Here is an 11949-nt window from a genome sequence, read left to right on the forward strand (position 1 = left end):
TCGGATGGATTGCTGGGCACGGTCACCCTGACGGGGGATGCGTGGCGATCGTGGTGACCCCACTCGCGGAGCCCGGGTCGGAGGGCCAACGTGTCAGTGCCCGTACTGGCGCATCAGCGCCTGAATGCGCGTCCCCGATCTCACTCGGGTCGCTTGGCTCGTAACAGGCTCCACGTGCCGGGCGCTCGGCGCGATCCTTTCAGCGGGTGCTGAACTGTTCGTCGTCGGACAGCCGGGGGGTTGATGTGCTGCGCATCCACTGCACTCACGAGGACCTGCTCAGAGTCACCGTCGCCGAAACGCCCGGCACCGCTGGTGGAACTGGGGCTGGCGTTCGAGATGTTGCAGCGGCGCGACGCACACCCCGTGTTCGGTCCCTGGCGGCAGCGCGTGAGCCGTGCCCTGCCCCAACTTGCCTCACCGTTAATGCAGTTGGTCTCCCCGCTGGGCGCGGGACCGCTGTTCCTCGACCCGGGCAGCGAGGACCTGGAAGAAGGTGTGGACCAGATCATGTCCACGCCGCGCGCAGAAGCCCGCTCGGAGCTGGGCCGCATGTGCGCGATAGACCGTCCTCTCACCCCTTGGATACGTCAGCTCGCCGATCGGGACCGGGAAGCCTGGCAGATCCTTGAGCGGGCCGTCCGCGTCGCGCACAGCAGCGTCATCGCCCAGGAGTGGTCCCGTATCCGGGCCGGATTCCACGCCGAGACGGCCTGGTGCTCACGCATTCTCGCCCAGCAGGGCCTGCACGCCGCCCTCACCGGTCTTGTGCCGTCCATGCGCCGGCGCGGCACCACCTTGGAGGCCGGCTTTCCCCGCGACCTCGAACCCACCCTGCGCGGACAGGGCATCGTCCTGCAGCCGTCCCTGTTCTGGGCCGACCACCTGCTGGCGGGGGCCGCGCCCGACGGACGACTGCTGCTCATCTACCCGGCCGTCACCCCCCTCCCGCTCCAGGACGCCTCGCCACCCGACGACTCGCTCTCGGCCCTCGTCGGCGCAACCCGAGCCCGCGCCCTGCGTCTGCTCGTCCGGCAGCACACCACCACCGATCTCGCCCGTGAACTGTCCGTCAGCCCGGCCGCCGCGTCCATGCAGGCCAAGACCCTCCGCGAGGCCGGTCTGATCGTCTCCCAGCGAGACGGCAAGGCCGTGTGGCACTGGTGCGCGCCGCTGGGCCTGGAGCTCGTCGCGCAGGGGACCGCCTGAGCCGTACCGTCCAACAGCCCATGGCTCGAAACAAGCGGCCGCGTTTACGCTCGGCGCCACACGCCCACCACACTGGAGCTCGACGACCAAGGAACAGCAAGAAACGGCAAGGAACCGTACGAGACCAGGAGTTGGTGCGATGTCCACGCAGTCCCCCGCCGGAGCCGCGCAGTCCACCCGAGGTGTGATCGACGCCTATCTGGCGCGGCTCTCGGAGCGGGATCTGGAAGGTGCGGTGCGGCTCTGCGCCGAGTCGGTGGTGTGGGACGCCCAGAGCTCCCCGGACGTACCGTGGTCGGGCGTGCGGACCGGGCGGGCCGGGGTCATGGAGTTCTTCACCACGCTCCACAAGCACCTGAAGCCCGAGGAGTTCACGGTCACGCACCTCGTGGTCGAGGGCGAGCACGGGGTGATCATCGGCCATCTGCGGGACACGGTGAAGGCCACCGGCAAGCCGCTCGTCACGCCGTTCTCCGCCCATGTCACCGTCGTCGACGGGCAGATCGTGCGCTATCACCTCTTCGAGGACACCCACGCCCTCCACCGGGCCATGACCGAGAGCTGATCCCCCCGGGCCCTCGGGCCCGCCGAGTCCCCCGGGTCTCAGCAGACGTCCCCCTCACCACCTCCATCAGGAGAGGCACGCGAGATGACTCCCCGTGACATGCCGTCCCACCCGGTCGTACGCGCCTTCGTGGACGCGGTCAACGCCCAGGACCAGCAAGCCCTGTGGGCCGTCCTCGCCAAGGACGCCACGGTGATCGACGTGGGAACCGAACGCGACCTCGACGCGTGGGTGGAGAGGGAGCTCTTCTCGTCCCACGCCCATATGGAGGTGGTGCGGGAGTCCTCCGACGGCTTGTCGATGACCGCCCGTTTCCACAATGACATCTGGGGGGACATCGACACAGTGTGGGAGTTCTCGGTCGCCGACGGGACGATCCGGCGCTTCGTCACCGGCCCCGGGTGAGCACCGGCCCGGGCTCAGCGCCGGGCCGGCCGGACCCGGCCGTGCGACGCCGGAACGGGGCACGCGGAACGCCCACCGCAAGGACCGTAAGGAACGACAGCGCACGGTACGGGTACGGGTACGGGCAGCAAGGAACACGGAAGCCGAGGCAATGGTGTGAGCCGCACCTCGGGGCCCGAGGAGGAACAGGCACCGAAGGAGTCGGTGCGCATCTGTCTCCTGGGCCCGGTGAGCGTGGAGGTCCAAGGCCGCCATATCGACCTCGGGCCGCAGCAGCGCGCACTCCTCGCGGCCCTCGCGCTCGCCCGGGGCCGCCCCGTCAGCACCTCGCGGCTCGCCGAGCTCCTGTGGGAGGGTGACGCGCCGGACGGCGCGATCAGTGCCCTGCGTACGCATGTGATGCATCTGCGCCGTGTTCTGGAGCCGGGCCGCCGCGCCACGTCCGGCTTCGAGGTGCTGGTCAGCGCGGGCGCCCGCAGCAACACCAGCTACACCTTGCAGGTGACCGACGAGCAGGTCGACGCGCTGCACTTCGTGCACCTCACCGACCAGGCCCGCAAGGCCGCCGCCGACGGCGACGCCGCGGCCGCCGTCGGGCTGCTCGACCAGGCGCTCGCCCTGTGGAGCGGGGCCGCGCTCGAAGGGGTCAGCGACCGCACCTTCGCGCTGGCCGAGGCCGACCGGCTCGAAGAGCTGCGCCTGGTGGCCAGGGAGGACCGGCTCGACGCGCTGATCGAGCTTGGCCGCCACGAGGAGTCGGGGGCCGAACTGACCATGCTGGTCAGCGAGTTCCCGCTGCGGGAGCGGCTGCGCTGCCAGCTGATGCTGACGCTGTACCGCTCGGGACGCCAGGCGGACGCTCTCGCCGCGTACCGCGATTTCTATCAGCTCCTGGACGCCGAGGTCGGAATCGAGCCGGGGCACCAGCTCAAGGAGCTCCACCAGCGCGTGCTCGTGGGCGATCCCGCCCTCGCCCTCGGGCCGGAGCCCGCGCGCGCCCCCGAGCCCGCTCCCCCGCCCGCGCCGCCACGCCCGGTTCCGCGCCAGCTCCCGCCCGACATAGCCAGTTTCACCGGCCGCGCCGCCTATCTGCGGGAGCTCGACGCTCTGCTCTCCCACTACGACACGGGGCCCGGGCAGACGCTGGTGATCTCCGCCGTCTCCGGCATGGCGGGCGTCGGCAAGACCGCGCTCGCCGTGCACTGGATGCACCGGGTGGCCGACCGTTTCCCCGACGGCCAGCTGTACGCGAACCTGCGCGGCCACGCCCCCGATCCCCCGGCCACGGCGGATGAGTCCCTGGCCCAGCTCCTTCGGGCGCTCGGGGTCGACACCGGGCATCTTCCGGAGAGCACCGACGAGAAGACCGCCCTGTACCGCTCGCTCCTGGCGGGCAAACGCATGCTGATCCTGCTGGACGACGCGGCCGGGCTCGAACAGGTGCGCCCGCTGCTGCCCGGCTCCCCGACCTGCTTCGTCGTCGTCACCAGCCGCACCGATCTGCGCGGCCTGACCGCGTTCCACGACGCGCACCGGGTGAACCTGGCCGTCTTCGGCGAGGAGGAGGCCCTGGCGCTGCTCGCTCGCGTGATCGGCGCGGACCGCGTGCGGGAGGAGCCGGAGGCCGCCGCCGAGACCGTCCGGCTCTGCGGCCATCTGCCGCTGGCCGTACGGATCGTGGCGGCCCACCTCCTCGGCGACCAGTACGTGTCCGTCGCGGAGGTCGTGCGCGCGCTACGCGGCGACGACCGCCTGGACGACCTCGCGCTCGACCAGGAGCAGCACACCGGCGTACGCAGCGCCCTCGCCCTCTCCTACCGCTCCCTGCCCGCCCCGGAGCAGCAGCTGTTGCGGCTGCTCGCCCTCACCCCCGGCCCCGAGGTCTCGGCCCCGGCCGCCGCCGCCCTGGCCGGGGCCGCGCTGCCCGCCACGGCCCGGCTCCTGGACCGGCTGGTCGCCCGCAGTCTTCTTGAGACTCATCGGCCCGGGCGCTTCCATCTGCACGCGCTGGTGCGCCTGTTCGCCCGCGAGCGGGCCGAGGCGGAGGACGGCGCCGCCGAACGCGAGCGCGCCGTCGCCCGCCTGCTCACCTGGTACCTGGGCACCGCCGAACAGGCCGCCCATCTGCTGTACGGCACCTTCTACTCCTGGTACGCGGCCGAACCGCCCGAACCGGATGGCTCCCCCACCGCGCCCCTGACCTTCCCGGGCGCCCACGCCGCGCTGGTCTGGCTGGAGGACGAACGGCCCGCCCTGCTGGCGTGCGCGCAGCACGCGCTGCGCAACGGTCCGCGCTTCTTCGCCTGGCGCTCCGCGCTGGCCATGCACGGCCATCTGATGGAACACGGCCGGCGCACCGACTGGCTGCGCGCCGCACACGTCGGGCTGCGGGCCGCCGAGGCCGAGCACGACGACCACGCGCGCGCGGTGATGCACTGGAGTCTGTGTTACGTGCTGTGGGAGCTGGCCCGGCACGACGAGGCGCTGCGGCACAGCGACCAGGCCGACGCGCTGTTCGCGCGGGCCGGGCTGCCCGTGGAGCGAGCCGGTGCGGTGCTCGGGCTCGCCGCCTCCCGTCGCGAACAGGGCGCCCTGGGCCAGGCCGCCCGCGACGCCGAACGGGCCCTGGCCCTCTACCGCGAGGGCGGCGAGCCCGCCGGAGAGGCGTGGGCGCTGGTCGTGCTCGGTTCGGTCCGCCTCGACCAGGGCCGCCTGGACGCCGCACAGCGGCACTTCACCGACGCGTTGGCCCGAGCCGAGGTGTCGCAGGACCAGCACACCGTCATGCTGGCCCTGTGGAACCTCGGCGCCGTCCACCACGCGCTCGGCGCGTCCGACGAAGCGCAGCTCCTGCTCACCCGGGCCCTCGCCGCCGACGGCAGGCTCCTGTCCACCTACGCGGCGGAGGGCGCGCTCAACGCCCTCGCGGTGGTGTGCCGGGACAGCGGCGATCCACGGCTCGCGCTGAAGTACGGCGTCGACGCGCTGAGCGTCACCCACCGCACCCGCCGCCGTCTGGTGGAGCCGGACGCGCTCAACACGATCGGTACGGTGCTGCTGCGCCTGGACGATCTGCCCGGCGCCCTGGACCACCACCGCCGCGCCCTGGCAGCGGCCCAGCTGGCCGGGTGCCGCCGGGCCGAGGCGGCGGCCTGCGTGGGCCTCGCCGCCGTGTACCGGCAGCTCGGCGACAAGCGCGAGGCCCTGGCGTACACCCGACGGGCGCTGAGCACCGCCCGCCAGACCGGACTCCGGCTCGCCATAGGCGAGGCACAGACCGAGCTCGCCCGGGTTCACCTGGCGCTCGGTCAGCACAGCAAGGCCGCGCAGGCGGTCGAGCGGACGCTGCGGCTGCATCGGGCCATCGGGCACCGGCCGGGGCTGGCGGAGGCCGAGGAGGTGGCCGAAGCCGTGCGGCGCGCCGGCACCGACCTCAGCTCAGCGCCCGTACCGCCGCCGTGACCACCGCCGCCACAAGCACGACGAGCGGCACGGGCGCCTTGAGCCGCCAGGCCACCAGGGCCGCGCCGAACCCGGCGAGTCGCGCGTCGAACGTCAGCCCGTGCGCGCCCGCCGAACCCACGAGCTGGGTGACGACCAGGACGGCGAGCAGCGCGGGCGTCAGATACTCGACGAACCGGGGGAACCAGCCGGGCAGTTCGCGGTCGCCCATCACCAGCGAACCGGCGCCTTTGATCAGGAACGTGGTCACCACGAGGGCGCCGACGACGATCCATGGGTTGCTGCTCAACGGGCCCTCCACATAACGCGGTTGTGCGCCCTGCCGCGCCGGTTCATCGGGCCCTCCAGGTCCATACGACGGCGATGAGACAGGCCACGGCGATGGCCGTGTCGGGCACCGATACGGCGGTGAGCAGCGCGGCGCAGCACGCCGCCGTGGCGGCCGCCGTGCGCTTGCGGGCGCCGACCAGGTGGGGGGCGAGGAGGAGGAAGAACAGCACCGGTGAGACCGCGTCCAGGCCGTAGTTGAGGATGTCGACGGCTTTGAACGGGCCGATCGCCCCCAGCAGGGTGCCCAGGACCCAGCCGAGCCAGAGCACCACACCGGAGGAGAGCAGCCGTACGCGGTCGAAGCGCCCGTCCGCGTCGCTCGCGATGGCCCAGGACTCCTCGATGACCAGCTGCGACTCGACCGCGCGCCGGGCCCGTCCGCCGCGCAGCGCGGGCAGGATGGCGAAGCCCATCACCAGGTAGCGCAGGTTCAGCAGGGTCCCGGCGACGGCCGCCGCCGCCCAGCCACCGCCGTTGACGATCACCGAGACGGCGGCGAACTGCGAGGAGCCCACGAAGACCAGGCCGGACATGGAGGTCGCGGCGAGCGCGCTGAACCCCGCGCCCTTGGCGAGGACACCGAAGGAGATACCGAAGGCGAAGATCGCGACGGTGAACGGCACCGCGGCTTTCGCGCCCACGGCCCAGGCCGCGCGCCGTGCGTCGCGCGCGGCCGGACGGGTGGGCTCGGACTCGGTACCGGTCATCCGCTTTCGCTCTGCCCGGCGCTCGTACCGGCTGGCGCAGCCGAGCGCGCGCCCTCGGCGGCCCGCACCATCGCGGCGTACGCCTTCGCCAGCGCGGCGGTGACGTCACCGACCACGTACTCCCGATCGTCGACGGCCGCGACCGGCTGGACCTCGTACGCCGTGCCGGTCAGGAACACCTCGTCGGCGCGGGCCAGTTGGCCGGGCGCGAGGTGCCGCTCGACGACCGTGAGGCCCTGGCCGCGGGCGATCTCCATGACGGTACGGCGGGTGATGCCGTCCAGGACGCACTCGGGCGGCGGAGTGTGCAGTTCCGCGCCGATCACCAGGAACAGATTGGCGCCGGTGGCCTCGGCGAGGCGGCCGCGGTGGTCGAGGAGGAGCGCGTCGTCGTAACCCGCCTGCTCGGCCTCCTGTCCGGCGAGGGCGCCGATCGCGTAGAGGGCCGCGGCCTTGGCGCGGACCGGAGCGGTGTCGGGGGCGGGGCGGCGCCGGCGCGAGGTGCGCAGCCGGATGCCGCGCGGCCCGCCGTCGAAGACGCGCGGCCACGGCCAGGCCGCGATCGCCACATGTACGGAGGTGTCCCGCGCGACGAGGCGCAAGGTGTCGCTGCCGCGCCAGGCGACCGGGCGGACATAGCCTTCGTCGAGAGCGGCCGCGGCGACGACCTCGCGGGTGGCGTCGTCCAACTCCTCGGCAGTCCAGGGTAGTTCGTAGCCCATCTCACGGGCGGACGCGACGAGTCGGGCACTGTGCTCGTGGAGCTTGAAGACCCGGCCGCCGTAGGCCCGCTCGCCCTCGAAGACGCCGCCGCCGTAGTGGAGCCCGTGGCTGAGGACGTGGAGGCGGGCCTCGCGCCAGGGCACGAGCGTCCCGTCGAGCCAGATGACGCCGTCCCGGTCGTCGAGCGGTGCGAGCGGCATGGCGGTCTCGGTCATGTGGCGAATCCCCGCTCGGCGTACGGGAAGCCCTCCAGTTCATTGACGTCGATGGTGTCGTCGCGCCGGGACGCGTAGTAGATACGGATCTCGTCGATCAGGCCGGAGTCGTCGAACCGGTAGATCTCGGCGCCGCGCAGCACCTTGCCCAGGCGCGGTTTGAACGCGGTCCACTCGCAGATGGCGGTGCGGCCGTGCTCGTCCGCGTAGACGGCGTCCACCGCCCAGTGGGAGGAGTTGGCCCGTACGTCGGCGCCCCAGCGCTCGACGATGGGGTCGATGCCCCGGACGGGGCCGGACATGCCGGTGGCGAGGTAGTGCACGACGCGCTCGGAGAGGCACCGCGCGAACAGGTCGCGGTCGACCTTGTTGCACGCCTCGAAGTACTGCCGCACCGCGGCCTCCATCGCGGCCCGGTCCAGCACCCGGCCGCTCGCGCCGCCCGCGTCCGTGGTGGCATCGCTGTCCATGTCGCCTCGTCTCCTTCTTCTCCAGGTCACATCTGGGCCGGCGCGAAGCGCAGGGGTGGCAGGGCGGAGAGGCGGTCGCGCGCGCGGACGAGCCGGAGCTGGTCGTCCGTGAAGGCGTAGCGGTCGCCCTCGGCGCCCTCGCGCAGCTGCGTGCGTACCAGCGCCTTGGCCGCCGCGCGGTACTCGGCGGGCGTGGTGACCTTCGCTTCCATCTCCTCGATCGTATCGACGAGTTCGCGCAGCGCGTCGAGAACACGGCCGTACGAGAGGTGCAGCCGGTCGCCGTCGCCGGTGATGGCGTGGCGTTCGCGCAGCCAGGAGTAGAGGAACACGCCGGTGCCCGCGTCGAAGTTGCGGACCGCGTGGGCGTCGAGCGGATAGCGGAACATCCGCTCGACCAGCACCATGGCGATCTGTTCGTCGGCGTACGGAATGTCGCCCTCGTGGCAGGCGAGCACGGTTTTGGCGTCCACCTTCAGCTCTTCGAGCAGGCCGATGAACCAGTTCATCTTGAGTTTGAGGTGCTGGTCCAGCGGCCAACTCCCCTGGTGGTGGAAGTAGTCGTGCAGATAACCCCAGATGGAGCGCGCCTGGTAACAGACCTCGGGGCCCATTCCGGTCGAGGCACGGGGAACGGATTCGGCGGTGAGTACGGCCCGCGCGGACGGCACGGCGAACGTTTCGTGAATCATCCGGAATTTACTGAAAAAGAAGATGGCATAGTCCTGTTCGGCCACTTTGTCGTGGGCCGCGACATTCTCCGGGAAGAAGACGATGCAGTTGCCCTTCGCCACTCCTTCGCTGCCCGCGAGCAGCACGGTGGCCTGGCAGTTGTTCTTGGGGTGCGGATAGCGGACGGCCAGATCGGCCAGCGCGTCCGGTTCCTTGCGGCGCACGAGGAAGAACTCCAGACGCCTGCCGACCGGCGGGACGCTGTTGGTGGTCTGGACGGGGGCGAGGAACGCCGCCCAGTCGCCGTCGGCCGGGGCGACGAGGGCGTCGCGGCTGCGGGCGAAGTGGGGGGCGGTGTCGAGTCCGGCGGCCAGCCAGTCGTCGACGTCGGCGGCCAGCGCGTCGGCCTGCGCCGCCCTGCCGTGCCCGGCGAACCATCGGGCGGCCTCGTCCTTGATCGCCAGCAGGGCGCGGCGGTCCTGGTCGCCCGGCGCGTGGACCGTGCCGTCGTCGCGCTGACGCGCGCGGAAGGCGTCGATCCGGGGCAGCAGCCCACGGCCGAGCACCGCCGCCTCGCCGAGCATGTCGTCCGGACGGTGGTACGTGATGGACGTCCCGCTCATCGGGCGTCGTCCCGTACGTGGTGGACCGTGTAGACCATCGGCACTTCGCCGAAGCTGCGGATGACGCGCAGGCCGTGGGCCCGCGCCGCGACGACGGTGGTGACGCATCCGTCGACCTTGCCGTCGGCGCAGTCGATGGCCGCCTGCGCGTTGCTGCTCACCAACTGCCGTTCGCTCACGGGTGGTACGAGACCGGCCGGGGCCGGGTGGGTGGCGACGGTGCGCGGCTCGGCGGGCGCACCCGGTGCGACGGCGAGCACCATTTCATGGGTGGGCCACACAAAGGAGTCCACCATGCGGCAGACGTCCAGGTTCCCGAAGACGAGCGTGTGCAGATCCGGGTAGACGGCGCAGGCGAGCAGCGCGTGCTCACCGGTCCTGGGCACGCTCTCCATGGCGTATTCGAGCGTCGCGTGCAGGACGACCCGCCCCTCGTCCGCACGCCCTTGCCGGGTGAACCACCGATGGGCCGCCGCCTCCAGATTGGTGCCGGTGGGGCCCAGTGTGTGCAGATATCGGATCTCGTCGACGGATGAAGGCGCTAAGGAACGTGCGTGCCCTTGTTCCCCCGTAGCCATTTCCACTCCCCTGCGTTTCCCCCGCGTATTCCGGTTGCCATGGGCAACGCGCGGACCGGGCGCGTCCGCACACGGCCCGCGTCGGCGATCCTAGGCGGCCGCACTCCACGGCGGCTACCGCTCCTGGGTCCCACCGACGGGATTCCGGCACTCTGTCCACTTCGACTCGCTCAGCCTTACGGATATCCGGCGACAAATCCCATCGGGCCGGGCGACAATCACACGGCTTTCATCCCCACACCGGACTCTTTCGGTCCACATCACGTCATACGGCCGCCACGCGACGCCACACACCGGTCACCCGTGTGCAAGGAGACCCCGCGTGCGGTCCCACAGTTCGTAGTCCCTGGCCGCATCCTACCGTTCCCCCTGGTCAGCAGCGCTCATTGGACGTTCCGCCGAGGGCGTTCGGCGTCCGTGGTCGGGACAGCACATTGCGGGTAGGGGGTGTTGGCGGATTGGATCGCCAGGGTCGAGAAGAAGGAAGCGAATGGCATCCATGCTCGCCGACTGCACGCCCTGGCCCGAGGAGTTCGTCGACCGCTACTGGGCGGCCGGGCACTGGCGTGGCAACACGCTGGACAACCTGCTGCGCGGGTGGGCCGTGCAGTATGGGCCGCGGACCGCGCTCGTGCACGACGGCACCCGCGTCACGTACGCGCGCCTGAACCGGCGAGTGGACCGCATGGCCGCCGGATTCCGACTGCGCGGCCTGCGGCCCGGGCAACGGGTCCTGGTCCAGCTGCCGAACGTTCCCGAGTTCGTCATCACGGTCTTCGCGCTGATGCGCGTCGGCGCGGTCCCGGTGTTCTGTCCGGTCTCGTACCGCGCGCCCGAGGTGTCCCACCTCGCGCGGGTCACCGAGGCCGTCGGCTACGTCGGTCCCTCGACGTACCAGGGCTTCGACCACACGGCGACGGCCGCGGACATCGCGGCCCAAGGGCCTTTTCTGCGCCGGGTGTTCACCTTCGAGGCGCCGGGCACCTCGTCCCCGTACGGCGGTATGTCGACCGACCCGTCGGGCTGCCACTACTTCCCGCTGGACTCGATCGACGCCCCGCCCGAGCGGGCGCTCGCGCAGAGCGCCGACCAGGTGGCGTTCCTGCTGCCCTGCGGCGATACCACCGACGCACCGCGGCTCGTTCCGCGCACCCACAACGACTACGTCTACCAGGCGCGGGCCGCCGCCGAGCTGGTGTCGCTCACCGAGGACGACGTGTATCTCGCCGTGCTGCCCGCCGAGTCCCACCTCGCCTTCGGCTGCCCCGGCATCGTCGGCACCCTCTCCGTCGGCGGCGCCGTCGTCCTCGTCGAGGACCCGGAGCCCGCCGAGTGCCTTGAGGTCATCGCACGCGAGCGGGTCACCATCACCTCGGTGACCCCCGCCGTCGCCCAGTCCTGGCTCGACGTACTTCCCACGGACCGGGCCGACTTGAGCACTCTGCGTCTCGTGCAGATCGGCGGCGCGCCCCCGCACCGCGCGACCGCCGAGCGCATGGGCCCCGAACTGGGCTGTCGCCTCCAGCAGGTCTTCGGTATGGCCGAGGGGCCGCTCGCTCTCACCCGGCCCGCCGACCCGGACGAGACCGTGCTCACCACACAGGGACGCCCGCTCTCACCCGACGACGAGATCCGCGTGGTCGACGCCGACGGCAAGGACGTGCCCGACGGGGAGCCCGGCGAACTCCTGGTACGCGGCCCGTACACCTCGCGGGGCTACTACCGGGCGCCCGGCCACAACGCGCGCTCCTTCACCCCCGACGGCTACTTCCGCACCGGCCACCTCGCCCGCCGCACCCCGGACGGCGACCTGGTGGTGACCGGCCGCCTCAAGGACGTTCGCTAGCGGTTTCACGACTGCGCCAAAGCCCTTCAGGAACGTGCGCGTCGCCGCAGGCCCCAGCCCGCTGCCGCGAGCACCCCGAGCGCGGTGCCGGCGGTCAGAGCCGGATGGTGGGCCATACCCGCCTGGAGCGAGCGCGGGTGGGCC

General features: G+C 71.9%; 11 protein-coding genes. 5 read left to right on the plus strand and 6 right to left on the minus strand.

The features are described from left to right. Nucleotides 1–426 precede the first annotated feature (426 nt). The 4 genes from ACGFRG_RS02645 (at nt 427) to ACGFRG_RS02660 (ending at nt 5641) form a co-directional block, all read left to right on the plus strand. Complete coding sequence (locus ACGFRG_RS02645) at nt 427–1209, plus strand: ArsR family transcriptional regulator (RefSeq protein WP_393260608.1); 783 nt, start codon at nt 427–429, stop codon at nt 1207–1209. A 139-nt stretch (nt 1210–1348) separates the two neighbouring features. Further along, the gene (locus tag ACGFRG_RS02650; protein ID WP_361417398.1) at nt 1349–1774 is read left to right on the plus strand and encodes a nuclear transport factor 2 family protein; all 426 of its coding nucleotides are present in this window, start codon (nt 1349–1351) and stop codon (nt 1772–1774) included. A gap of 84 nt (nt 1775–1858) precedes the next feature. Further along, nucleotides 1859–2179, plus strand: coding sequence for a nuclear transport factor 2 family protein (locus ACGFRG_RS02655; protein ID WP_393260611.1), 321 nt, complete (start codon nt 1859–1861; stop codon nt 2177–2179). Nucleotides 2180–2335: 156 nt separating this feature from the next. Next, nucleotides 2336–5641: a BTAD domain-containing putative transcriptional regulator gene (locus ACGFRG_RS02660; RefSeq protein ID WP_393260614.1), complete on the plus strand. Its 3306-nt coding sequence runs from the start codon at nt 2336–2338 to the stop codon at nt 5639–5641. Here ACGFRG_RS02660 and ACGFRG_RS02665 read toward each other — a convergent pair. Genes ACGFRG_RS02665 through ACGFRG_RS02690 form a run of 6 tightly spaced genes read right to left on the minus strand, consistent with a single transcriptional unit; the run spans nt 5613 to nt 9959 of the window. After that, complete coding sequence (locus tag ACGFRG_RS02665; RefSeq protein WP_188273595.1) at nt 5613–5930, minus strand: AzlD domain-containing protein; 318 nt, start codon at nt 5928–5930, stop codon at nt 5613–5615. The genes ACGFRG_RS02660 and ACGFRG_RS02665 overlap by 29 nt on opposite strands. 43 nt (nt 5931–5973) lie before the next feature. Continuing rightward, nucleotides 5974–6678: an AzlC family ABC transporter permease gene (locus tag ACGFRG_RS02670; protein ID WP_361417408.1), complete on the minus strand. Its 705-nt coding sequence runs from the start codon at nt 6676–6678 to the stop codon at nt 5974–5976. Next, on the minus strand, nt 6675–7616 hold the full coding sequence (locus ACGFRG_RS02675; protein ID WP_393260618.1) for a branched-chain amino acid transaminase: 942 nt from the start codon (nt 7614–7616) through the stop codon (nt 6675–6677). The genes ACGFRG_RS02670 and ACGFRG_RS02675 overlap by 4 nt, the downstream gene beginning before the upstream one ends. After that, entirely contained in the window at nt 7613–8086 is a 474-nt protein-coding gene (locus tag ACGFRG_RS02680; protein ID WP_393260621.1) for a nuclear transport factor 2 family protein, read from the minus strand. The genes ACGFRG_RS02675 and ACGFRG_RS02680 overlap by 4 nt, the downstream gene beginning before the upstream one ends. A 26-nt stretch (nt 8087–8112) precedes the next feature. Next, the gene (locus ACGFRG_RS02685) at nt 8113–9381 is read right to left on the minus strand and encodes a DUF6421 family protein (protein WP_393260623.1); all 1269 of its coding nucleotides are present in this window, start codon (nt 9379–9381) and stop codon (nt 8113–8115) included. After that, the gene (locus ACGFRG_RS02690; protein ID WP_393260625.1) at nt 9378–9959 is read right to left on the minus strand and encodes a bacilysin biosynthesis protein BacA; all 582 of its coding nucleotides are present in this window, start codon (nt 9957–9959) and stop codon (nt 9378–9380) included. Before ACGFRG_RS02690 ends, ACGFRG_RS02685 begins: the two co-directional genes overlap by 4 nt. Before the next feature lie 490 nt (nt 9960–10449). Here ACGFRG_RS02690 and ACGFRG_RS02695 point away from each other — a divergent pair, with 490 nt between their 5' ends. Next, nucleotides 10450–11805: a (2,3-dihydroxybenzoyl)adenylate synthase gene (locus ACGFRG_RS02695; RefSeq protein ID WP_393260627.1), complete on the plus strand. Its 1356-nt coding sequence runs from the start codon at nt 10450–10452 to the stop codon at nt 11803–11805. Nucleotides 11806–11949: the final 144 nt, after the last annotated feature.

Source organism: Streptomyces sp. NPDC048696, assembly GCF_043198895.1.
Lineage (GTDB): Bacteria > Actinomycetota > Actinomycetes > Streptomycetales > Streptomycetaceae > Streptomyces.

What these genes read in the sequence shown, in the direction of transcription:
- ACGFRG_RS02655 (WP_393260611.1), top strand. Translation starts at nt 1,859, where the DNA reads ATGACTCCCCGTGACATGCCGTCCCACCCGGTCGTACGCGCCTTCGTG.
- ACGFRG_RS02685 (WP_393260623.1), bottom strand. Translation starts at nt 9,381, where the DNA reads ATGAGCGGGACGTCCATCACGTACCACCGTCCGGACGACATGCTCGGC.
- ACGFRG_RS02650 (WP_361417398.1), top strand. Translation starts at nt 1,349, where the DNA reads ATGTCCACGCAGTCCCCCGCCGGAGCCGCGCAGTCCACCCGAGGTGTG.
- ACGFRG_RS02645 (WP_393260608.1), top strand. Translation starts at nt 427, where the DNA reads ATGCAGTTGGTCTCCCCGCTGGGCGCGGGACCGCTGTTCCTCGACCCG.
- ACGFRG_RS02695 (WP_393260627.1), top strand. Translation starts at nt 10,450, where the DNA reads ATGGCATCCATGCTCGCCGACTGCACGCCCTGGCCCGAGGAGTTCGTC.
- ACGFRG_RS02690 (WP_393260625.1), bottom strand. Translation starts at nt 9,959, where the DNA reads ATGGCTACGGGGGAACAAGGGCACGCACGTTCCTTAGCGCCTTCATCC.
- ACGFRG_RS02670 (WP_361417408.1), bottom strand. Translation starts at nt 6,678, where the DNA reads ATGACCGGTACCGAGTCCGAGCCCACCCGTCCGGCCGCGCGCGACGCA.
- ACGFRG_RS02680 (WP_393260621.1), bottom strand. Translation starts at nt 8,086, where the DNA reads ATGGACAGCGATGCCACCACGGACGCGGGCGGCGCGAGCGGCCGGGTG.
- ACGFRG_RS02675 (WP_393260618.1), bottom strand. Translation starts at nt 7,616, where the DNA reads ATGACCGAGACCGCCATGCCGCTCGCACCGCTCGACGACCGGGACGGC.